Annotated in this window: 16 protein-coding genes; 3 read left to right on the top strand and 13 right to left on the bottom strand. The window is 60.7% G+C overall.

Annotated elements, in window-relative coordinates; all coding sequences use genetic code 11:
• Nucleotides 1–69: 69 nt before the first annotated feature.
• From DXD77_RS04975 to kdpA, 4 genes are all read right to left on the bottom strand, one after another.
• Nucleotides 70–2,019 (bottom strand): NAD(P)/FAD-dependent oxidoreductase, encoded by a 1,950-nt coding sequence (locus DXD77_RS04975; protein WP_117647993.1) that lies wholly within the window; start codon nucleotides 2,017–2,019, stop codon nucleotides 70–72.
• Between the two features lie 245 nt (nucleotides 2,020–2,264).
• Nucleotides 2,265–2,855, bottom strand: a complete 591-nt coding sequence (gene kdpC, locus DXD77_RS04970; RefSeq protein ID WP_117647991.1) for a potassium-transporting ATPase subunit KdpC — start codon at nucleotides 2,853–2,855, stop codon at nucleotides 2,265–2,267.
• A 12-nt stretch (nucleotides 2,856–2,867) separates the two neighbouring features.
• A complete protein-coding gene (kdpB, locus tag DXD77_RS04965; RefSeq protein ID WP_117647989.1) occupies nucleotides 2,868–4,922 on the bottom strand; it encodes a potassium-transporting ATPase subunit KdpB in 2,055 nt (684 codons plus the stop codon).
• Between the two features lie 16 nt (nucleotides 4,923–4,938).
• Nucleotides 4,939–6,762: a potassium-transporting ATPase subunit KdpA gene (gene kdpA / locus DXD77_RS04960; protein WP_117647988.1), complete on the bottom strand. Its 1,824-nt coding sequence runs from the start codon at nucleotides 6,760–6,762 to the stop codon at nucleotides 4,939–4,941.
• 333 nt (nucleotides 6,763–7,095) lie between these two features.
• Here kdpA and DXD77_RS04955 point away from each other — a divergent pair, with 333 nt between their 5' ends.
• The gene (locus DXD77_RS04955) at nucleotides 7,096–9,831 is read left to right on the top strand and encodes a sensor histidine kinase KdpD (protein ID WP_117647986.1); all 2,736 of its coding nucleotides are present in this window, start codon (nucleotides 7,096–7,098) and stop codon (nucleotides 9,829–9,831) included.
• Nucleotides 9,824–10,528 (top strand): response regulator, encoded by a 705-nt coding sequence (locus DXD77_RS04950; protein WP_117647985.1) that lies wholly within the window; start codon nucleotides 9,824–9,826, stop codon nucleotides 10,526–10,528. Before DXD77_RS04955 ends, DXD77_RS04950 begins: the two co-directional genes overlap by 8 nt.
• Nucleotides 10,529–10,713: 185 nt before the next feature.
• On the opposite strand, the gene DXD77_RS04945 is transcribed toward DXD77_RS04950, so the two are convergent.
• The 8 genes from DXD77_RS04945 to DXD77_RS04910 form a co-directional block, all read right to left on the bottom strand.
• Entirely contained in the window at nucleotides 10,714–10,914 is a 201-nt protein-coding gene (locus DXD77_RS04945; RefSeq protein ID WP_035136858.1) for a hypothetical protein, read from the bottom strand.
• 204 nt (nucleotides 10,915–11,118) lie between these two features.
• A complete protein-coding gene (locus DXD77_RS04940; RefSeq protein ID WP_117647983.1) occupies nucleotides 11,119–13,446 on the bottom strand; it encodes a ferrous iron transporter B in 2,328 nt (775 codons plus the stop codon).
• A gap of 123 nt (nucleotides 13,447–13,569) precedes the next feature.
• Nucleotides 13,570–13,791 carry a FeoA family protein gene (locus tag DXD77_RS04935; RefSeq protein WP_006234774.1) on the bottom strand — a complete coding sequence of 74 codons (222 nt, stop codon included), beginning with the start codon at nucleotides 13,789–13,791 and terminating at the stop codon, nucleotides 13,570–13,572.
• Nucleotides 13,792–13,830: 39 nt separating this feature from the next.
• Complete coding sequence (locus DXD77_RS04930) at nucleotides 13,831–14,073, bottom strand: FeoA family protein (RefSeq protein ID WP_231500839.1); 243 nt, start codon at nucleotides 14,071–14,073, stop codon at nucleotides 13,831–13,833.
• Nucleotides 14,074–14,258: 185 nt separating this feature from the next.
• Nucleotides 14,259–14,507, bottom strand: coding sequence for an HPr family phosphocarrier protein (locus tag DXD77_RS04925; RefSeq protein WP_117634215.1), 249 nt, complete (start codon nucleotides 14,505–14,507; stop codon nucleotides 14,259–14,261).
• A gap of 421 nt (nucleotides 14,508–14,928) precedes the next feature.
• Complete coding sequence (locus DXD77_RS04920; RefSeq protein WP_117647980.1) at nucleotides 14,929–16,392, bottom strand: amino acid permease; 1,464 nt, start codon at nucleotides 16,390–16,392, stop codon at nucleotides 14,929–14,931.
• Nucleotides 16,393–16,545: 153 nt separating this feature from the next.
• Nucleotides 16,546–17,001: a hypothetical protein gene (locus DXD77_RS04915; RefSeq protein ID WP_117647978.1), complete on the bottom strand. Its 456-nt coding sequence runs from the start codon at nucleotides 16,999–17,001 to the stop codon at nucleotides 16,546–16,548.
• Nucleotides 17,002–17,004: 3 nt separating this feature from the next.
• The gene (locus DXD77_RS04910) at nucleotides 17,005–20,013 is read right to left on the bottom strand and encodes a glycoside hydrolase family 2 TIM barrel-domain containing protein (RefSeq protein ID WP_117647976.1); all 3,009 of its coding nucleotides are present in this window, start codon (nucleotides 20,011–20,013) and stop codon (nucleotides 17,005–17,007) included.
• Between the two features lie 376 nt (nucleotides 20,014–20,389).
• On the opposite strand from DXD77_RS04910, the gene DXD77_RS04905 reads away from it, so the two are divergent.
• On the top strand, nucleotides 20,390–21,406 hold the full coding sequence (locus DXD77_RS04905) for a LacI family DNA-binding transcriptional regulator (protein ID WP_089572647.1): 1,017 nt from the start codon (nucleotides 20,390–20,392) through the stop codon (nucleotides 21,404–21,406).
• Nucleotides 21,407–21,714: 308 nt separating this feature from the next.
• Here DXD77_RS04905 and aspS read toward each other — a convergent pair whose 3' ends face one another.
• Nucleotides 21,715–23,502 (bottom strand): aspartate--tRNA ligase, encoded by a 1,788-nt coding sequence (aspS, locus tag DXD77_RS04900; protein WP_117647974.1) that lies wholly within the window; start codon nucleotides 23,500–23,502, stop codon nucleotides 21,715–21,717.
• Between the last annotated feature and the right edge of the window lie 188 nt (nucleotides 23,503–23,690).

Below are 23,690 nucleotides of genomic sequence, written 5' to 3'. Positions count from 1 at the left end.
CAATGGGGTCAGGTTTACATGCATCAACTTAGCGCAAAGTAACCTGGCCCCCATGCGCCAAGGGGTTGACTAGAGTTCGCAGGCGATCTTGTAGCCATCGCCGATAGCGTCGCGGATGTTGCCGCACTTCTGGGCATCGCCCAGCACGTGGGTGACAACGCCGGCAGCGGCAAGGTCATCGGCCAGCTTGGTGTTGGGACGGTAACCCATGGCAAGCACCAGCGTATCGGCGTCGGCGATGGTATGGACTTCGCCGTCCTTTTCGTAACTGATGGTGTCCTCGGTAATCTCGGTCACCTTGGCCTCGGTCAGCACGTGAACGCCCTTGGAAAGCATACGCGTGATGAGCACCGCGCGACCGGCACCGCCCTCGTTGGCGGCAAGCGTCTTGGTCATCTCGATGACGGTGACATCGCGGTTGGCCGGCGACAGGTCGTTGACCAGCGGGGCCAGGTAGTCGGCCGTCTCGCAACCGACGGTTCCGCCGCCGACGATGACAATCTTCTTGCCCGGGAAAGCCTTGCCGCCCAGCAGGTCATCGGCCGTCATAACTTGCTTAAAGCCCTGCATAAAGGCTGGAGCAATGGGCTCGGCGCCATAAGCCAGGACAACCTCGTAGCCCGCGTAGTCGCGCTGAATGTCCTCGGCCGAAAGCTCGGTACCAAAGACGCACGCGACGCCGGCCTCGGCCAGGCGACGATACTGATACTTGATCACGCGGGTGAGCTCCTGCTTTGCCGGCGGAACGGCCGCGATGCGCATCTCGCCGCCCGGCTCGTTCTGCTTATCCACGAGCACCACGTTGTGGCCGCGCTTGGCGGCAATATAGGCCGCCTCCATGCCCGCGGGACCGGCACCCACAACGAGCACGTTCTTGGCCTCGGCGGCAGGCTCGTAACCGGCCTCGTCGCGCTCCACGTCCGGGTTGACGGTGCAGGAGATGCGCTTGCCAAACATGATGCCGTTCAGGCAGCGCAGGCAACCGATGCAGGGGCGGATGTCGTCGGCGTTGCCGGCAGCGGCCTTGTTGCAGAACTCGGCATCGCACAGATTGGCACGGCCCATCATGCAGATGTCGGCAGCGCCGTCCTCGATCAGCTCCTCGGCGATCCAGGCCTCGTTGATGCGGCCGACGGTGGCGACGGGAATGTTGACGTGCTTCTTAATCTCGCGCGAGCAGGCGGCGTGCGAGGCCTGCTGGGTGCCGGCGGCGGGAATCGCAGAGCCACGCTTGATAGTGGTGCCGCCCGACACGTGAATCATGTCGACGCCGGCCTTCTCCAGGCGACGCGAGACGTAGATCATGTCGTTGAGGGTCAGGCCGCCATCGGTGTACTCATCGCCCGAGATGCGGACGTCGATGATAAAGTCCTTGCCGCAGCGCTCGCGAATCTCGGCGATGACCTCGAGCAGGAAGCGCATGCGGGCGTCGAGTGAGCCGCCGTACTCGTCGGTGCGCTTGTTGTAGAGCGGAGTCAAAAAGCCGCCGAGCATACCGTGGGCGTGCGCCGCATGAACCTCGACGCCATCGACGCCGGCCTTCTGCATACGCACGGCAGCGTCGCCAAACTGATGCGTGAGCTCGTGGATCTCATCTACCGTAATGGGGCGCGGCGCCTCGCGAGCATAGGACGGGCCCACAAAGGACGGAGCGATCAGGCGCGGGGTGCCCGGAATGTTAAAGGCCATGTAGGCGGGGTGGAAGAGCTGCGGCATGATCTTGCAGCCGTACTCGTGGACGGCGGCGGCGAGCTTTTCCCAGCCAGGGATAAACGTGTCGTCGTAGCAGCACATGTCACCCGGCAGATAGGTATAGGTAGGCTCGACCGTCACGACCTCGGTGATGATCAGACCCACGCCGCCCTTGGCACGGGCGCGGTAATGGTCGACCAAATCGTCGGTCACATAGCCGTGATCGGCCAGGTTGGTAGACACCGGCGGCATAAAGACGCGGTTCTTGACCTCGGTCGTACCGACCTTGATCGGGCTAAAGAGCATCGGGTAGGCGGAGGACTCCATACAGGGTTCCTTTCATTTGAGCCGCTCGGCGGCAGTTGCTAACGTACCTATCGTATCAGCAACCGCGCTGTACCCGACCGTACACGCTCCCCCGGCTTTTACTCAACCCACAAAAAGTTGCGGTGGAATACGGAGTAGATAAGGCCTTTGACAGCCAAAACGGTCCGTATTTCACCGCAACTGATGGGCGGGGTGGAATTGAGGGCTCAGATAGTCAGTCATGCCCTCATCCGCCACTCCCTCACCTACAGCGCGCCGTCCAGCATAAGGTTCACCTTGAGCACGTTGACCGTGGGCTCGCCGAACACGCCGAGGAAACGGCCCTTGGTGCACTGGGCGATGATGTCGCGCACCTCGCCTTCGCTCTTGCCCGTGGCCTTCGCCAGGCGCGGTACCTGGTACTCGGCGGCATCGGGGGAGATCTCGGGGTCGAGCCCTGAGCCAGAACACGTCACCAGGTCGACGGGCACGGCATCCATGCCGGCGTCGGGGTTGGAGGCGCGAATCTTCTCGACGCGCGCGTCCACAAGCTGCCGGTACTCCTCACTCGCCGGGGACAGGTTGGACGGGGCACCATACGCCACGAGCTCGCCGTCTTCGCCTTCGACAATTGACACGTTCTGGATGCGGCCCCACATGTGGTCCTCGTCCTCGAAGTTCTGGCCGATGAGCTCGGAGCCCACAACCTTGCCGTCGACCGTAATGAGCGAACCGTTCGCCTGATACGGGAACGCAACCTGGGCGATGCCGGTCACGACGAGCGTATAGCCCAGGCCGCAGACAACGGTAAACAGCGCGAACACGCCAAGTGCGCGCGATGCAACACCTTTGAACATACAAACCTCCACTTACATAATGCCGCAGAACGCGAGCAGCATGTCGATGAGCTTGATGAATACGAACGGGGCAACAATGCCGCCCAGACCCCACACGAGTAGGTTGTGGGTCAGCAGCTGTCCAGACGGGACCTCGCGGTACTTAACGCCCTTCAGCGCGGCCGGGATCAGCGCGACGATAACGAGCGCGTTATAGATGATGGCCGAAAGAACCGCGGACAGTGGGCTTGCCAGACCGAGGATGTTGAGCGCGCCAAGGCCCGGGTAGATCGGCGAGAACAGGGCCGGGATGATAGCGAAGTACTTCGCCATGTCGTTAGCCACCGAGAAGGTCGTGAGCGAACCGCGGGTCATGAGCAGCTGCTTGCCAATACGCACGACCTCGATGAGCTTGGTGGGGCTGGAGTCGAGGTCGACCATGTTGCCGGCCTCCTTGGCAGCCTGGGTTCCGGTGTTCATGGCCACGGCGACGTCCGCCTGGGCGAGCGCCGGCGCGTCGTTGGTGCCGTCGCCGGTCATGGCGACAAGGTGACCCTCACGCTGGAACTCGCGGATCTTCTCGAGTTTGCCCTCGGGGGTGGCCTCGGCCAGGAAGTCGTCAACGCCGGCCTCGGCGGCGATTGCCGCGGCGGTGAGCGGATTGTCGCCCGTCACCATGATGGTCTTGATGCCCATCTTGCGCAGGTCGGCGAACTTCTCCTTAACGCCGGACTTGATGATGTCCTTGAGGTACACAACGCCCAGCACGCGGCAGTTCTTGGTCACGACCAGCGGGGTGCCGCCGGCCTTGGCGATGCGTTCGACGGCCTCGTCGCACTCCTGGGAGAACACGCCGCCGGCTGCCTCCACATAGGTGCGCACGGAATCGGCAGCGCCCTTGCGGATCTCATTGCCCTCGTAGTTCACACCGGACATGCGAGTCGCCGCGGTGAAGGGGATGAACTCCATGCCCTTATCCTCGAGTGTGCGGCCGCGCAGCCCAAACTGCTCCTTGGCGAGCACGACGATGGAACGACCCTCGGGGGTCTCGTCGGCCAGCGAGGAAAGCTGAGCGGCATCGGCCAGCTCCGCGGGATCGACGCCGTCGACCGGGATGAACTCGGCGGCTTGGCGGTTACCCAGGGTGATGGTGCCGGTCTTGTCGAGCATGAGGATGTCGACGTCGCCGGCGGCCTCGATGGCGCGGCCGGACATGGCCAGCACGTTGGCCTCGTTCAGACGGCTCATGCCGGCGATGCCGATGGCGGACAGAAGGGCGCCGATGGTAGTGGGAGCCAAGCACACGAGCAGTGCCACGAGCGTGGTCACGGCCGTGGGGTTGACCATGTCGTTAAGACCGGCCGAGAAGCAGGAGTAACAATACAGGGCCAGCGTGACCAGGATAAAGACGATGGAAAGGGCCACCAGGAAGATCTCCAGAGCGATCTCGTTAGGGGTCTTCTTGCGCGCGGCACCCTCGACCATCGCGATCATCTTGTCCAGGAAGCTCTGGCCGGGCTCACTGGAGATCTTGACGATGATCCAGTCGGACAGCACCGTGGTACCGCCGGTAACGGCAGAGCGGTCGCCGCCGGCCTCGCGGACCACGGGGGCGGACTCGCCGGTGATGGCGGACTCGTCAACGGAGGCAGCGCCCTCGATGACGTCGCCATCGCCGGGAATCTGCTCGCCGGCGCGTACGATCACCAGGTCGCCGCGCGTGAGCTCGGTGCCGGGAACGACGGTGAAGTGCTCCTTGTCCTCAACGGACTCGATACGATGGGCCTCGACATCCTTCTTGGCCGCACGCAGGGAATCGGCCTGAGCCTTACCGCGGCCCTCGGCAAGCGCCTCGGCGAAGTTCGAGAACAGGTCGGTGAGCCACAGGATGACCGCGATGGTGACCACATAGTAGGTGGGCACACCCGCGTCCTGCACACCGAAGATGGAAGCGACGGCCAGGACGGAGGTCATGACGGCGGAAAGCCACACCAGGAACATGACCGGGTTTTGAATCTGGACGCGAGGATCCAGTTTGGCAAACGAGTCGCGGACCGCGCGGCCCATCATGTCTTTTTGCATAGCCATAAATCTGCGTCCTCCTTTACGCAATCATCTGGAAGAAATCGGCAACGGGGCCAAGCGCCAGGGCCGGGAAGAAGCTCAGGGCACCGATCAGCAGAACGATGAACACGAGCAGGAATACGAACATGCCGTTGGTGGTAGACAGGGTACCGGCGCTCTCGGCGACCCTACCCTTCTTGGCCAGCGAGCCGGCGATAGCCAGCGTACCGATGATGGGCATGAAGCGGGCAAACAGCATCTCGAGGCCGAGCATGACGTTGATCCAGGGATTGTTGCAGTTCATGCCTGCAAACGCCGAGCCGTTGTTGCCACCGCATGAGGTGAAGGCATACAGCACCTCGGAGAAGCCGTGCGCGCCACCATTGTTGAGCTGGTCGGCAAGACCGGGCACCATGCAGGCGATGGCCGAGCACACCAGAATGGCAAACGGAGTTGCCAGGCACAGGACAACTGCCCAGCGCATCTCGCCCGGCTCGATCTTCTTGCCCAGGAACTCAGGCGTGCGTCCGACCATAAGGCCGGCGATGAACACTGTGAGGATGGCGAAGCCGATCATGCCGTACAGGCCGCAGCCCACGCCGCCGAAGACGACCTCGCCCAGAGCCATCTGGAGCATCTGGACAAACCCGCCGAGCGGGGTGTAGGAGTCGTGCATGGAGTTGACCGAGCCATTGGAAGCAGCCGTCGTGAAAGCGGACCAGGTGGAAGAGGAGGCGATGCCAAAGCGGCTCTCCTTGCCCTCCATATTGCCGCCCGCCTGGCCATCGGTCATCTCGATGTTGACCGCGCCGCCATCGGCCAGCTGCGGCGTACCCATATGCTCGTTAACGGCGATGATGCCGGTAAAGACCACGAGCAGGATAAGCATCGCCGCGAAGATGGCCTTGCCCTGCTTGGTGTTCTTGACGCCGATACCGAAGGTGAAGCAGCAGGCGGCCGGGATCAGCAGCAGGCTGGTCATCTCGATGATGTTGGTGAAGGCACTGGGATTCTCATACGGATGGGCGGAGTTCACACCGAAGAAGCCGCCGCCGTTGGTGCCGGACTGCTTGATGGCGACCTGAGGAGCCGCGGGCCCCTGGGGCAGGAACTGCTCGGTGACCACGCGCGCGCCCTCGACAACCTTGCCGTCGACCTTGACCGTGTCGCCCTCGATCTGGGCGCCGTCGATGACGCTCCAGCCGCCGTCTGCATTAGGCTGGACAGCGACGGGCTCTACGAGCTCAGCCTTCTGAGCCGGCTGGAAGTTGGAGATGACGCCACCGGCAGCCAGGCAGATGCCGAACACGAGGTTCAGCGGGATGAGCACATACAGGACGGTGCGGGTGAGGTCGACCCAGAAGGAACCCAGACCCTGCTCCTTGATCTGACGGAAGCCGCGGATCAGCGCGAACATGACCGCGATACCGGTACCAGCGGAAACGAAGTTCTGCACGGTGAGGCCCATGAACTGCACGAAGTAGGACAGGGTGGTCTCACCGGAGTAGGACTGCCAGTTGGTGTTGGTTATGAAGGAAGCAGCCGTATTGAACGACAGGTCCCATGGCACACCCGGCAGGTGCTGGGGATTGCCTGGCAAGAAGGACTGAAGCGCCTGGAGTGCCACAAGAGCCACGAGGCCGATCCCCGAAAAGGCCAGCACGCTTGCCAGATAGCGCCTACACCCCATCTGCTCTGCCGCGTCGATGCGAAGCAGACGATAGACGCCACGCTCCACAGGAGCAATCACAGGCGACAGGAACGTATGCTCACCATCCATGATATGGGCCATGAACCGACCGAGCGGAACGGCCAGGACGACGAGCACGGCAAAGTACAAGATGTACTGAATCGCAGCGTCCATAGTTTACGAATCACTCCTCATCAGAATGTAGATGTAATAGATAAGGAGTCCAATGCAGACGACTCCGATAATGGGAATGAGGATGTCCATTACCGCCCCTTTCACGCGCGGTCCGATGTCTCGGACGCCTGCCCTCGCAAGCGTCTGGGGACAGTAAACGCTTCTAGGTGTTAAAGAGGCGTGAGGGCTGGGGCTCACGACCTTAAGATGCCGTAAAGATGCAGGTAGAAAGCACTATTGCGGCTGCAGTGCGCCTATACTCGACCTCGCGAGCATACAGTGGCGTCCTCACCGCGTATGCACGCATGGACAACGCTTCAGAAAGGCTACGCTATGCAGCGCGACGCATCGGACACTCGCGTCAATCCAGACCTCATCCTCAAGGCAATTGAGAAAGACGAGGCCGCCGATGACGCTCGAACCAGCCGGGGACACCTCAAAATTTTCTTTGGCTACGCTGCTGGCGCAGGCAAAACCTATGCGATGCTTCAAGCCGCCCACGCCGCCAAGCGGCGAGGTGTCGACGTCGTCGCGGGATACATCGAGCCGCACGAACGTCCGGCAACTGCCCATCTTGCACAAGGGCTTGAGAACGTGCCCTGTAAACTCATCGAGCACAACGGCATTGCGCTCAGCGAGTTCGATCTAGATGTGGCTATCGAGCGCGCCCCTCAGCTCATCCTTGTCGACGAGCTCGCCCATACGAATGCGCCGGGGTCTCGCCACGACAAACGCTATCAAGACGTCGAGGAACTTCTACATGCGGGCATCGACGTCTATACGACCGTAAACGTTCAGCATATCGAGAGCCTAAACGACATGGTTGCATCCATCACCGGCGTTGTCGTGAGCGAACGAATCCCCGACCGTATCTTCGATGATGCCGACCAGGTCGAGCTCGTCGACATAGAGCCCGAAGACCTACTTGAGCGCCTTCGCGCCGGCCTCGTCTACCGTCCCGCACAAGCCGACCGAGCGCAACAGCATTTTTTTACCGTCGAAAACCTCACCGCACTCCGAGAAATCGCGCTGCGCCGCTGCGCCGATCGCACCGGCCACCTCACAGACGCCGCACGCGTGCTGGGAAACCGTGACTACTACACCAAGGAGCGTATCTTAGTCTGTGTCTCCCCGGCGCCGACCAATCCCCGCATCGTCCGTGCCGCCGCACGCATGGCGAAAGCGTTTCGCAGCGAGCTCGTCGCCCTGTTCGTAGAAAGCCCGCGCACGCAAGCCATGAGCGATGATGAGCGCGCCAAGCTTGCAGCCAATATCGCCCTAGCCGAGCAGCTCGGAGCACATATGGAAACCGTCTATGGCGACGACGTCGCGTTTCAGATCTCCGAGTTCGCGCGCCTGTCGGGTATTTCGAAGATCGTCATGGGGCGCACGGGCGAGCACAGCAGCGTCCGTCAGGCCCTCTTTGGCCGCAAATCTCTCGTAGAACAGCTCATAGCATTCGCCCCGAACCTCGACATTTACATCATTCCAGACCAGTCGACTCCGCCCTCCCGACCCAAAGGACGCCGCCATGCGCTCGCTCTGCAGCCGCCCAGCAGCCGAAACGTGCTTCGCACGCTGGCCCTCTCTCTTGTCGCCACGGCGATCGGCACGGCTTTCCGCCATCTGGGATTTGCCGATTCCAGCATCATATCCCTCTATATCCTCACGGCCCTGCTGACCGCCGTCACCACGACGGGGCGTATCTGCACGATCGTATCGAGCGTGCTCTCTGTAGTGCTTTACAACTTCTGCTTCGTCACGCCTCTGTTTTCGCTCGCCAGCTACGACCGAAGCTATCTGGTCACGTTCGGCATCATGTTCGCTACCGCTATGGTCGCCGGCGAGTTAACTGCGCGCATCGCCGACAATGCCCGTACCTCCGCCGAGAACGCATTCAAAACGCGCGTACTCCTCGAAACGAACCAGCTCTTACAGCAAGCCCATAGCGCGGAGGAGTGCGCCCGCGTCGCCATGAACCAACTCGTCAAACTGCTAAAACTCGACGTGGTCTTCTACCCCGCCGAACACGGCACGCTCGGCAAGGCGCTCTATGAGTCCGCTGGCACCGAAAACCGATCCGCGTCGCTGCTCACCGACTACGAGCGCGCCGTTGCAACCTGGACCTTCACCAACAACAAGCGCGCGGGCGCAAGCACGCGGACCCTGCCTGAGGCGCGCTGTCTCTACCTCGCGGTTCGCACCGGCGACAAGGTATTCGGTGTCATCGGCATCGCCCTGGAGGGGCGCGAGACCGAAGCCTTCGAGCATTCGATCGTCCTATCTATCGTAGGTGAATGCGCCTTGGCGCTCGAAAGTGACCGAGCGGCGCAAGAGCGCGAAGAGGCTGCGGTCTTGGCGAAAAACGAGCAGCTGCGCGCCAACCTTTTGCGCTCCATCGGCCACGATTTGAGGACACCCCTCACGGCTATATCCGGATCTGCGGCAATCCTTCGGAAGAGCGACGAGAGGCTCAGCCTCGAACAGCGCTGCGATCTTGCCGATGCCATCTACGATGACTCCCTCTGGCTTATTGATACCGTGGAGAACCTCCTCGCCATCACACGCGTCGAGGACGGCACCATTCACCTCAACTTCACATCCGAGCTCATCGACGAGGTCATCGAGGCCGCCCTCAGCCATGCCGCCCAAGCATCGCATGGACGTACCGTCACCATCGAGCACACTGACGACATCCTGCTGGTACGCATTGACGTCCATCTCATCATGCAGGTGCTTACGAATCTCATCATGAACGCCTTCAAATACACGCCCGAGGACTCGACTGTCACCATCAGCGCACGTCGCGAGGGTGCGTTCGTCGTGGTGGACGTCGCAGACGATGGGCCGGGTGTGGCAGACTGCGACAAGCCTCATATCTTTGAGCGCTTCTTCACCTCAAGCAATACGCGGCCCGTGGATTCGCGTCGAAGCATCGGCCTTGGGCTGTCGCTCTGCCGCTCCATCGTGGAGGCGCATGGCGGCGTCATCGAAGTTCGCGACAACCACCCCCATGGGGCCGTCTTCCGTTTTACCCTGCCCGCTGAGGAGATCGAGATTCATGAATAATGCCGCTAAGCCACGCATCCTCCTGGTCGAAGATGACCTGACCGTTCAAAACCTCGTTTCGACCGCGCTTGACCTCCACGGCTATGTCGTGAGCAAGGTTTGCGACGGCCAGGCCGCCATCATGGATGCGGTGTCGCACGGCCCCAGCCTCATCATGCTCGACCTCGGCCTTCCCGACATTGACGGTATCGAGGTCATCACGAAGATCCGAAGCTGGTCGGCAGTCCCCATTATCGTCATTTCGGCGCGCACCGAAGATTCCGACAAGATTGCAGCACTTGACGCAGGGGCAGACGACTACCTCACCAAGCCCTTTTCTGTGGATGAGTTGCTCGCGCGCGTCCGTGCGAATTTGAGGCGCTCCTCGATGGCGTCGAGCGAGTCGACAGAAGCGAGCACGTTCGACAACGGTCCGCTGCATATCGACTACGCCGCGGGATACGCGACGAAAGACGGACGCGAGCTCTCGCTCACCCCAACCGAGTACAAATTGCTCGTCCTTCTGGCGAAAAACGTCGACAAGGTGCTCACCCACACCTTCATCACCCGCGAGATATGGGGCACGAGCTGGGACAGCGATCTGGCGAGCCTGCGCGTGTTCATGCGCACCCTGCGCAAGAAGATCGAGGCAGACCCCTCTCACCCCAAGATGATTCAGACGCACATGGGCGTCGGGTACCGCATGCAGCGTCTCTAGCCCACCCCACAAAAAGTTGCGGTGGAATACGGAGTAGATAAGGCCTTTGACAGCCAAAACAGTCCGCATTTCACCGCAACTGATTTAACGATGCCCAAAATTACTCTTCAACTCGCCGCGCTCGCGTCCAAATGCGCAAAGCGCCCCGCGAACGAATGCTCGCGGGGCGCTTTGATGTCCGGGCCTTATTTGATCCCGCGGCCCAAGTCTTCGGCGATTTTGTCCACGCCCTTAAGTGCGGCGCACGTCTTTTTGTTGGAGCAATGCCCCGTGCAAACGCCACCCTGGGCGCAGTCGGCGCAGGTGCCCTTTCGGTAGATACGCACACACACGGCGACAAACGCAATGCCGATAACAGCCAACACAACAATATCGATAGGTGCCATAGTAAGCCTCCTCTAGTTAACCACCACTTACTTTACCCCATCTTCCACCTGCCAAAAAGGGACAGGTTTGTTTTGGTCGGTTTTATCTGCGGAAACGCCACATCTTACTTCTGGAGCAAAGCAATCTGTCCCCCATTGCACCAAAAAGCCCGAGTGTCACTGGGACACCCGGGCTCGTGGAAAGGGGCTAATCCTTATTTGGACTTAAGCGGAAACTGCGGCGGAAGAGGTGTTGGTCTCGTCCTCGTCGGTCCAAGCATGCTTGGGCATGGGACGGAAGATCTGGAAGAGCATCGCAGCCAGCAGCACGATGGCCACAACCGTCCAGATACCAAACTGCCCAAGAACAAGCAGGTTATAGAACTGGTTGATGAACAGGCCGATGACCCAAGCAAAGGCACACTCGTAGCCGATGGCAATCGCGGTCCACTTACCGGAGTTCATCTGGTTACGGATGGTGCCGATAGCGGCAAAGCACGGAGCGCACAGCAGGTTGAAGGCACCAAAGGCGACGCAAGCGCCCATGGTCGGGAACATAGCCGCAAACGCGGTCCACAGGCTCGGGTCGGTCTCGCCGGCGTCGGCAACGGACAGCAGCGAGCCGGCGGTGGCGACAACGTTCTCCTTGGCAACGAGACCCGAGACGGTCAGTGCGGTGGCCTGCCAGGTGCTAAAGCCGAGCGGGGCGAAGATCCAAGCGACCAGGTTGCCGAACATGGCAAGCACGGAGTAATCCATGAACTCCTCGGGGATGCCCTCCATGGAAGGCAGGTAGCCAAAGGCGCCGTTGTAGCTACCAAAGTTGGAGAGGAACCAAACGACGACGGTGGACGCAAAGATGACCGTGCCGGCCTTCTTGATAAAGGCCCAGCAGCGCTCCCATACATGCAGCGCCCAAGAGCGGATTGCCGGGAAGTGATAGGCGGGAAGCTCCATAACGAACGGCGTCGGGCGACCGGCGAAGAGCTTGGTCTTCTTGAGCATGAGGCCCGAGGCGATGACGGCAAAGACGCCCAAGAAGTAGAACAGCGGGCTGATCCATGCGGCGGTGGTGGAAGAATCGCCGATGATGGAACCCATGAGCAGGGCGATGATCGGCAGCTTGGCACCGCAGGGAATAAACGTGGTGGTCATGACCGTCATGCGGCGGTCCTTCTCGTTCTCGATGGTCTTGGTGGCCATGACGCCGGGGACGCCGCAGCCCGAGGACACGAGCATGGGGATAAAGGACTTACCGGACAGGCCAAAGCGGCGGAACACGCGGTCCATGATGAAGGCGACGCGGGCCATGTAGCCGCAGTCCTCCAGGAAGGACAGCATCACAAAGAGCAGGAACATCTGCGGGACGAAGCCCATGATGGCGCCGATGCCAGCCACGATGCCGTCGCAGACCAGCGAATCGACGAGGCCACCGTCCTCGGTACCGCCCGCCACGAGAGCGTCATGCACCGCGGTGGTGATACCCGGGACATAGGGGCCGTACTGTGCTGGATCGACCGAGTCGGCGTTGTCGCCCGCAGCCTCAACAGCTGCGTCATAGGCGTCGCGACCCTGACCGAGCACGTACCAGCCGTCGGTGCCGAAGAGCTGGTCGTTGGTGAAGTCGGTCACCGTGCCGCCCAGGGTGGAAACGGCGATGTAGTACACGCAGAACATGATGACCACAAAGATCGGCAGGCCCAGGATACGGTTGGTAACCACGCGGTCGATCTTCTCGGAGGTGCTCATCTTGGCCGGAGCCTTGGTCATGCACTCGTCGATAATGTGGGCAATCACGCCATAGCGCTCGCCGGTGATGATGGACTCGGCGTCGTCGTCGCAATCCTGCTCGCACTGGGCGACCAGCTGCTCGACGCGAGCGGCCTTCTCCTTGGTGAGGTTGATGAGCTTGCAGGCGTCCGCGTCGCGCTCAAACAGCTTGACAGCGTAGTAGCGACGCTTGTTGGCGGGAACGCTCGCCGGCAGGTTGTTCTCGATGTGGTCCAGAACGTCCTCGATGGAGGAATCGAACTTGTGCTCCGGCACCTGGCCCTTGGAAGCAGCAGACTTCTTGACCTGCTCGAACAGCTCCTTGATACCCTTGTTTTTAAGGGCCGAGATCATCATGACCGGGCAACCGAGCTTCTTGGAAAGCTTGTCCGTGTCGATCTTGTCGCCGTTCTTCTCGACCAGGTCGGCCATGTTGAGGGCGACGACCACGGGCAGGCCGGTCTCGATAACCTGAAGCGCCAGGTACAGGTTGCGCTCGAGGTTGGTGGCATCGACCACCTGGACAACGACATCGGGCTCGCCGCTCATGAGGTAGTCGCGCGAGCACTGCTCCTCGGGGCTGTAGGGGGAAAGCGAGTAGATGCCGGGGAGGTCTGTAATCGTGACGTTCTTGTCACTCAGGAGCTTGGCTTCCTTTTTCTCAACCGTGACGCCGGGCCAGTTGCCAACGTAGCCGTTGGCGCCGGTGATCAGGTTGAAAAGCGTGGTCTTGCCGCAGTTGGGGTTACCCGCCAGCGCGACATGGATCTGAGAATCCGCCATTCAATCCTTCTTCCTTGTGTGCCCGCGCTGCTTTCTCCGCACGGGCTGGATAATGTGCTTCAACATTGCAAATTTAAGTTAGAAAAACCTAACTTTATCTGCATAAATAGTTGCCGCGGGCCCTTACTGGACCTCGACGACGGCAGCCTCCTCCTTGCGGATGGAAAGCTCGTAGCCGCGCACGTTGATCTCGACCGGATCTCCGAGCGGTGCAACCTTAACGACCTTGAACGAAGTGCCCTTGATGAGGCCCAGGTCCATAAGGTGACGGCGAAGCGCGCCCTCGCCGTGAAGCTTGACGATGGTAGAGCTCTCGCCCACCTTAACGTCACCCAACGTCTTCATATTCTTTTCCCCCTTTCAGCTTTTATGAAATGCTGCGAACTAACCGACGGTCATGATGTGCATGGCGACCTTGGTATCGATACCAAAGCGTGCGCCCAGCACGGTGACGATGATATTGGCGCCACTCGAGCTCACCACGTGAACCTCACTGCCCTCGACAAAGCCGAGGTCCTTGAGGTGGTGCTTCATGTCCTCATTGCCCTTTACACGAGACACGTGCACGGTTTCGCCCGCTTTCACCATCGAAAGCGGCATGGCCGGCATCTGCGGTCCGCAAGACATGAGTGTGCTCCTAACGTCAGTTCGTCCTCAACATCGATGCAGCAAAAGTTAACCACGTCTATGTTCGCTACAGTAAACTAGCACGTGGTTAACTTTTTGGAAAGGGTCCCTATTCAGTTTTCGAAAAAGTTTCCCATATGAAACAGGTGTGACAAGGGGACAGCCCCTTTGTCACATTGTTGCGTTTAGAGGGAGAGGTTTCTGATCGACGTGACACACGAGGCCTCGTCTACGCCCGAAATGCGGAAGATGATGTCCTCGCCGCACTCGCCGTAGAGAGCCATGAGCCCCATTACATCGCGGCCGTCGGTATGGCGATCGCCGATGCTGACCGATACGTTGCTACGATGCTTGGCAATTATGTCATAGAGCAGCGCAACCGGGCGGGCATGCAGTCCCAACGGATCTTTAATCGTCTTTGTAAACTCGACCATGTCCCCTCCCACGGCATCGCACATTCGGCCGGCAAACCCAGCCACGTGGTAGTTATTGTAGCGTTAGATGCTTGTCGAGAGCTCCTCTGAACACCTCGTGGGCAAAAAGTGGCAAATATGAGTACTGTCACCAATTTAGTAGCAGCAAAATCGAGAGCAAATTGCCTCCTTTGAGCGATTCGAAGAGGTTGAAAGCCGTCAAACGCCCTTTAAAGGGGGTTATATAAATTGATTTTGAGCCCGTTTTTGCTCAGAACAGGCCGAAAAATATGACACCTCTTTTGCAACAGTACTCATATTTGGCATTTTTTGACCACGGGGTCCAAAACCATGCCCCAAAACACAAAAGGAGGGGCCTCGTAAGGCCCCTCCTTAGGAAAGGGAATCGATTTATTCCACAGCCGTAGATTAATCCTAGCCGCTACTCCATCATGTCGAGGACGGAGGGTCGCAGCTCGCTCTCGGCGGCCTCGGGATCGGTCTCGCGCAGGCGGTTGATATAGCGGTTGTACCACATCACGGCAAGGCCCAGGAAGACAACTACACCGCCAACGTTGTAGACCAGCGTCAGCCACAGCGGCTGATCGAGCGGGATGGTGCCGCAGACAAGCACAAAGCAGAAGACCACAAGCAGGAATGCGGCAACGACCAGACCAAAGCTGCGCGAGCCCATGCGGAAGTCACGGGGGGCGGCGTCGAAGTTCTTGCGCAGCATAAAGTAGGCAAGCAGGATCAGCAGCGGCGGGAGCAGAGCAGTGGCAGCCGTCATGTTGGTGACGATCATGAGCAGGTCGTCGAGGTTACCAGAGCCCAAGGCCGGGATGATCAGGATGGGGACGACGATGGCGAACTGCAGCCAAGCGGCGCGGGCGGGAATGCCGTGCTCGTTGAGCTCGACGATCTTGCTACCAAAGACGCCCTTGGGGATCTCGGTGAAGAAGACCTTGATGGGAGCAGAGGTCCACATCATGAGGGAGCCCAGCGTGGCAGCGAGAAGGATCAGGCCAATGACGCGCGTAGACACTTCCATGGGAATGCCAAAGTGGACAAAGACAGCGCCGAATACGTCGAAGATACCGGTGGAGATGGCAACGCCGCCCTCGGGAATGAACAGGTTGACCAGCAGCGAAGCGCCTGCGTACAGAAGGCCGATGGTCAGGCCGGCGATAACGACGGTGCGCACGAAGGCCTTGACGCCGCCCTTAAGGTCGTTAAGGAACACGCCGACAGACTCAGCGCCGCCAACGCCCTGGATGATCCAGGCAAGCGTACCGAAGAAGCCCCACATAGTTGCGAAGTTGCTCATGTCGGGAGCCATGTTAGCGGGGGTAGGAGCCGTAGCGAACTCGACGCCGCCAAAGGCAGCAGCCAGGGACAGCAAGATGAACACGGCAGTCAGGCCGAGAGCCGCGGTCGAGCCGAAGGAGGAAATGGAGCCGATCCACTTAGCGCCCTTGGTCGAAACCCACGTGGCGATAGCAAAGACGACGATCTCGATAATGGTGATCCACAGCTGCGAGAGCTCAGCATTGGCACCAAAGAACACGTAGCTCGCGTAGATGATGACGTTGGGCAGGACGGACGCAAAGTAGAACAGGTTAACGAACCAGTAGCTAAATGCCGTCAGGAACGCCCAGCGACCACCCATCGAGGTCTTAACCCATGCGTACACGCCAGACTCGGAGTCCCTGTTGAGGCCGACGAACTCAGCGGTAACCAGGGTATAGGGGACAAAGTACAAAAGCGTGGCGAAGAAGAACGACGGCGCAGCTGCCAAGCCGATGGCCGCGTTGTTGTTGATGATGTTCTTGATACCGAACACGGCGGCGACCGTCATGCCCAGCAGAGCGAACGAACCGATCGTTCCTCGTTTTTCAGAGCTCATAAGCCCTCCCAATCATCCGTTATATCTCATCTAAAACCGTCCGGACTGCAAGCGCAATCGTGGACGGCGCACCTGCTAAGGGGAATGGGGAAAAGGGAGTCAACAAAGCCATCCCCCTTAACGGCGCGAAGCAAACGTCCAAACGGACGAATACTACTTGTTGGGGAAGGAATAACCTTCAACCGTCACGTGCAGTACCACGACGCGGGGATCCGCGGCATCGGCCACGACACGGTAGGCCTCGTCAATTTCGACGACGGCAACGCCGCCGGTGGGAATCGTCACGGTCTCCCCCGTACCCTCAAAGCGCTCGCGATCGTCGATATCGCTGTAGGCGCGCGTGCAGGTAAGATCCGTCTTGGAAGCCACCTCGACGGTCAGGTCGCCATCGAGCGGGGCGAGCACGGCATGGTAGCGACGGTGACCGACCAGATCGGCGGTAGCTGCCTCGTGGGCGTTCACCCACCAGTACACCAACGAGTCGCCGATGGAGTACGCCACGTCGTGCTGCAGGTCGGCAACACCATCGAGCGCCTGGCCGGTGCGCATCCACTTCTTGACAGACTTCATCTGAGCGTCGAAATCGGCGCGCGAGTTAAAGACATGCATGACTTATGCCTCCTTAATGGGTGCCAGCGCCTGAGCCAGATCGGCAGACGTCAGCGGTCGCAGGGACACCTCAAAGCTGAAGCTCTCAAAACGGGTGCGGTAGGAATCGAGTACCTCGGAACCCCAAGAGTTCGAGCCAAGGCCGAGCAGCTGGTCGTTGATGTTGACCGTGACCGTATCGCCCTTGACAAGGTCGTAGACGTGCTTGGCGTTATCGATTGCCTCGCAGCTATAGGGCCATGCCGAGAACGAGAACGGGTTGGAGGCGGCATCAGCCGGACGAGTCACCAACACGCCGTCACCGTGACTGGAGCGCAGGGCAACCCAGCGGGTACCCTCACGGTTGGCGCAGTCCTGAGGCATAACGTAGGGCGTAAACATGTCGTCGACCGTAGTGCGGTAATGACCGACCGGGTTGGCGCGCAGCGAGTCCGGATAGTTCTCGCCCGGGCCGTGGCCATACCACTCGACGGCACGATTGCAACCGGGGACCTCGAAGGAGATGCCGATGCGCGGGATGATATCCGAGTAATCGCCGTAGGGCTCGCCGGAAACCTTGAGGTCGACGCGGCCGCTCGGAAGCACGGTGTAGACGAGCTCGACGCGCATGCCGAACGCGCGGACGGGAGGAGCGATACGCTGGCTCACGGTAACGACGACCGCATTGCCATCCTGCTTCCAAGAAACCTTGCGGGTAGACGTCTGCATCACATCGATGAAGTTGTCCTTCCACAGGGAGTCATACTCCTGGGCGTGGTTATCGACGAGCGGATGCCAAAAACCAACCTGGGGGCCAGAAGCCATGACATCGCGGCCGGATGCCTTCCACTCGCTCACGGTACCGTTAACTTTGTTGAAGGTCAGCTCACCGTTGAGGGAGTGAATGCGGATCTCCTGCTCGGTCTCCTCGACCGTAAGCTCAGGACGAGCGGGGGCGGCGATGGCCGGCGCCGGATGGTTTGCGATGGCAAACTGGCTTGCGCCCAGCTGGAACATCGGCTCGCACCAGGCGTGAGCCGCCATGGTGTAGGCGCACACGGTCAGCAGGGTCTCGCCTACCGCGGCCTCGCGAATCACCAGTGGCAGCTGGACGGATTCGCCGGGAGCCACCGCGCCGGGCATAAGCGTCTTGCGGCACACTACATCGCCGTCTACCAGGGTCTCCGCCGACAGGCAGACATCCTCGAGGGTAGTAAACCAGCGCTTGTTCGTGACGGTCAGCTCGCCTGCCTCGGCATCGTAGGCCATGCGAACCGGGCAGATGACCTGGCCGTACTCGGTAAGGCCCGGGCTCGGCTGCTGCCAAGGGAACACCATGCCATCGATGCAGAAGTTGCTGTTGTTGGGGTAATCGCCATTGTCGCCGCCATACATGTCGTAGGCAACGCCGTCCTCGGTCACAGCAGCCAAACCGTGGTCGCACCATTCCCAGATAAACTGGCCTTGGATGCAATCCCAGCGATCGAAGACCTCCTGGTACTCGGACAGGCCTCCGGGGCCATTGCCCATGGAGTGGCCGTACTCGCAGTTGATGCGCGGCTTGGGGAAGGGATGCTCACCAAAGTCGTTCATCTGCGACACACGGGAGTACATCGTGGAAATGACATCGACGGTATCGGCGTTGCGGTCCTCCTCGTAGTGGACCGGACGACCGTCGAACTCGTGAGCCTTGGCGTACATCGCGCGGATGTTGCAGCCATAGCCGCTCTCGTTGCCCATCGACCACATAATGATGCAGGCGTGGTTGCGCTCCTGCATCACCAGGCGCTCAATGCGGTCGACGTAGGCCGGCTCCCATGCCGGGTCGTCGGTGACCAGGGCGATATTGCCGATATTCTCGAAGCCGTGACTCTCCATATCGGTCTCGGCGACCAACATGATGCCATACTCATCGCACAGCTCGTAGAAGCGCGGGTCATTGGCATAGTGAGAGGTGCGCACCGCGTTGATGTTGTGTCGCTTCATGAGCTCCAGGTCACGGCGCATGCGATCGAGGCCCACGGCGCGGCCCTTGTGATCGTCGTGATCGTGGCGGTTGACGCCATGCATCTTAAAGTAGGTGCCGTTGAGGTAGATATGATTGCCCTCGACCGTCACCTCGGCAAGGCCCTGGCGATGCGGAACGTACTCGCTGACCTCGTCACCGTCGTAGACCTCAAACGTAAGGTCATAGAGGAAGGGGTCCTCGGGGTTCCAGAAGTGGGCATCGGCAACGCTGCACTCGGCATGGCCGTCGACGCACTCGCCCGTAGTGACCACGTTCTCGCCATCGCTGAGCGTAAACACGACGCGGGTAGCGCCCTCGGCCACCGTCTCGAGCGTGATCAGAGCGGCATCGCCCTCGCGGTGCGTGCGGAACCTAAAGTCGACCAGGTGCGCGGCGGGACGCTGCATAAGGTACACATCGCGGAAGATGCCCGAGGCCCACCACATATCCTGGTCCTCGATATAGCTGCCATCGCTGTACTGCAGGACCTTGACCGCAAACAGGTTGTCGCCCTCGACGAGCGCGTTGGTCACGTCGAACTCGGCAGACAGGCGCGAACCCTTGGTCATGCCGATAAACTGGCCGTTGACGTACAGCTCGCCATAGCTCTCGATGCCGTCGAAGCGAATGATCTCGCGGGCGCCGGCAGGAACGGCGGGAAGGTTGACGATGCGCTGGTAGACGCCCGTGGGGTCGTCGGAGGGAACGAACGGCTGATCCACCGGAAACGGGAAACCCTCGTCGGTATAGGCAAGGTTGCCATAGCCGTCTACCTGCCACAGGTGCGGAACCTCCACGTGATCCCACTCGGACTTGTACGTGGAGAGCTCCTCGTTGGAGACGGCAGCAGGCCCCTCAAAGAGGCGGAACTGCCACGAGCCAGACAGCTGGACAAACCCGCGCGACAGCTCGCGGCTGTACGTAGCAGCGAGATCGGCGGTCTCATAACCCATAAAGTACGCATGGGGTGCCAGGCGGTTCCTGTGGGTGAGCGCTTGGTTTTCCCAATCGTTAATGGCGTCCATGGTGATGCTCCTTCGTCATCGTAGTGATTCTTGTGCAACCGGTTGTCCTTATCTTACGGGCGATGCAAAAAACTGTGCAACCGGTTGTCCGCTGAACGGTCGATTTGGCCGGATTAACGGTGCAACCGGTTGTACAACCGCGACACTTATGTCACCCTGAATATCGAAACTCAACGCAAAACATCGTTCTTAAGCTCGTAGGCAACCGCCACGCCCGCTGATATCTCACCCACACGAGACGTATTCGATTGCGGCTTGGTTGCAAAACGACACCTGTCACCGGATATCATGAACGCTGTTCAGGTGCACTATAGTAAGCTGTATCCGCACCAGCCCGTATCAGTGACAACATCGACCGCATTTTCCAGGAGACGCCATGACCCAGCCAGTTCGCACCGCACCTACGCTTGCCGAGGTTGCCGCAGCTGCCGGCGTGTCGCGCTCCACGGCATCGCGCGCCCTCAACGATTCGCCCCGCATTAGCGAGGAAACCAAAAAGCGCGTCCGTGCGGCGGCCAAGAAAGTCAATTTTGTCCCCAACGCTCGCGGCCGAGCGCTCGCTGTCGGGCGCACGGAAATCATCGCCGTGCTCGTGACCGAGCCCCTGAGTGAGCTCTTCAGCGACCCCACCTATAGCGAATTTTTGAGCGGCATTACCGAGGAACTGTCGGAGTCGTCCTATCTGCCCGTTATCTTGCAGGCGTCTTCTACGCATGAGCGCAACCGCGCACGCGAGCACTTTGAGCGCCGCTCGTTCGACGCCGTGATCGACGTCTCCCCTTACAAGGGCAGCGAGCTGCTCGAGGTGCTGCGCGAGCTGGGCGTACCCACCGTGTTGTGCGGCCAGCTCGAGGGCCACCCCTATCGCGATGTGTTCTCGACGGTCTACTCTGACGACGAAGAGGGTGGACGCTTTGCGGCACTCGCTATGAAAGATCGCGGGCGCAAAGATATCGTCGCCGTGTTGGGACCGCAAGACAACCCCGCTGTTGTCGACCGCCTGCGCGGCTACCGCACCGTCCTGGGCGAAGACCTCCCAGGCGCAAACGTTATCTATACCGGCTGGAACAGCGGAGACGGCTATCAGGCCATGCACCAGATCCTCGCGCGCGAGATTGCTTTCGATGGCGTGCTCTGCGGATCGGACCGTATCGCGGCTGGCGTCATCACCGCACTCAACGAGGCAGGCCTATCCGTTCCGGCGGACGTTTCTGTCGTCGGCTTCGACGATCACGAGATTGCGGCGCGCTGCGTCCCCGCACTCACGACCGTCCGCCAGCCCCTGCGCGAAGAAGGCCACATGGCCGCCAACATTGCGCTCGACATGATCAAGGGCGCCGAGCCCACCACCTCCGTGATGCACATGCAGCTCGTTCAGAGAGACTCGCTGTAGGAAACTGGGCCGGGCTTTTCGCCAGACAGTTGTTGCGGAAAGCCTGCCCCGTTTTGAGCGCTCATTCTGGGGCACAGTTTCCGTTAGACCGCTCAAGCGGAAACTGTGTCCCATTATTTTGCCGAATTCTGGGTCGCGCTTTCCCAGAGGACCCCCCCTTTTGGGAAAGCGCGACCCGTTCTGGACGCAGATTCCGGGACGCACTTTCCGCAACGTCCGGTCAACCTATGCCCTCGCAACGCCCGCGCATAAAAAACGAGGGAAGGCACACGTCCTTCCCTCGTTGCAAGCAATTTGTGGCCGCTCGCCTACATCAGGCGCAGGCTGACGTCCTTGAGCTGGGCGCCGGAAACGGCACTCGGGGCGCCCGACATGAGGTCGGAGCCGCTGGCCGTCTTGGGGAACGCCATGACGTCGCGGATGGAGTCGGAGCCGGTGAGCAGCATGCACACGCGGTCCAGGCCCAGGGCGAAGCCGCCCATCGGGGGCGCACCAAACTTGAGAGCCTCCATGAGGAAGCCGAACTGCGACTCGGCGCGCTCCTCGGTAAAGCCCAGGAGCTTGAGCATGGACATCTGCATTTCGGCGTTGTGGATACGCATACCGCCGCCGCCGGCCTCAAAGCCGTCCATGACAAAGTCGTAGGTGCAGGAACCGGCTGCCAGCGGGTCGGCCTCGATCTTGGCGATGTCGGTCTCGGTCGGCAGGGTAAAGGGCTGGTGCTCGGCAGCATAGGCCTTGCGATCCTCGTCCCAGTGGAACAGCGGGAAGTTGACGACCCACAGGAAGTCGTGGCCCTCGCGCTTGACCTCGAGCGCATTGGCCATGTGGGAACGCATGCCGCCCAGGATCTCGTCGGAGAGCAGGCGCGGGCCGGCGGCGAACATCACAAGGTCGCCGGGCTCGACGTCCATGCGCTCGCGCAGGTCAGCCATCTCCTCGTCCGAGAAGAACTTGACGATGGGGCTGTTGATGGAGCCGTCCTCGCGGAAGGCGATCCAGGCAAGGCCCTTGGCGCCAAACGTGGAGGCCACGCCGGCGAGCTTGTCGATCTTGGCGCGAGCCCAGGCACCGGCACCCTTGGCGTTGATGGCCTTGACGACAGAGCCCTCCTCGTTTGCAGCAGTCGCAAAGACCTTGAACTTGGAGTTGGCAAAGATGTCGGTCAGGTCAACCAGGTGCATGCCGTAGCGAGTATCGGGCTTGTCGGAGCCATAGGTGTCCATGGCCTCCCAATAGTCCATGCGGCGCAGCGGCGTGGGCATCTCGACACCCATGCGGCCGAAGGCGTCGGCCAGGACCTCTTCGAGCGCGCTCATAACGTCGTTCTGGTCCACGAAGGACATCTCGATATCGACCTGGGTGAACTCGGGCTGACGGTCGGCACGCAAGTCCTCGTCGCGGAAGCACTTGGCAACCTGGTAGTAGCGCTCGACGCCACCGACCATGAGCAGCTGCTTCAGGAGCTGCGGGGACTGCGGCAGGGCGTAGAAGTTGCCCGGCTGGATGCGGCTGGGGACGATGAAGTCGCGGGCACCCTCGGGCGTGGACTTAAACAGGGAGGGCGTCTCGACCTCCATGAACTCACGGTTGTGCAGCGCCTCGCGAATGGCAAAGGTAAAGTCGGAGCGCAGCTTGAGGTTGGCCATCATCTCGGGACGACGGAGGTCCAGATAGCGATAGCGCAGACGGGTGTCCTCGCTGGTCTCGATGCCGTCCTCGATCTGGAACGGCGGGGTGACGGACGTGTTGAGCACCTCGGCGTGGTCGGTCAGGACCTCGATCTCGCCGGTCGCGAGCTTGGTGTTGGTGGTCTCCTCGCCACGGGCGCGCACGACACCGTGGATCTTGATGGGCCACTCGGGACGCATGGTCTCGGCGATCTTAAAGGCGTCGCCGTCGGAGTGCTCGGGGTCGAAGGTGAGCTGCGTGATGCCCTCGCGGTCGCGAAGGTCGCAAAAGATTAGGCCGCCGTGGTCGCGGCGACGGCTCACCCAACCGGTGAGGGTGACCTCTTCGCCCACGTTCTCGAAGCGAAGCTCGCCGCAGGTACGGGTGTGCATGGAATGCTCATCGATGGGACGGGTCTGGCTCATACCAGTGATCCTCCTTTATGGATCTGTGCCGCCCCGTGTCGTTCCGGGCGGCGTCGTACAGATTTGCCCAGCCTGCGTAAACCGCGCAGCCAGACATGGCGTTCTATCTTATCGCACTCGCGTCGATGTGCCGCGAAAAAGTAGCTCCTGCCCAAAGACTTGACGGAGACGAAACAATTGACGCGCCG

Origin of the sequence: Collinsella sp. TM09-10AT, from assembly GCF_003436275.1 — a bacterium.
Lineage (GTDB): Bacteria > Actinomycetota > Coriobacteriia > Coriobacteriales > Coriobacteriaceae > Collinsella.
The sequence above is the reverse complement of the archived record's forward strand: the minus strand, read 5'-3'. Positions and strand labels throughout refer to the sequence as shown.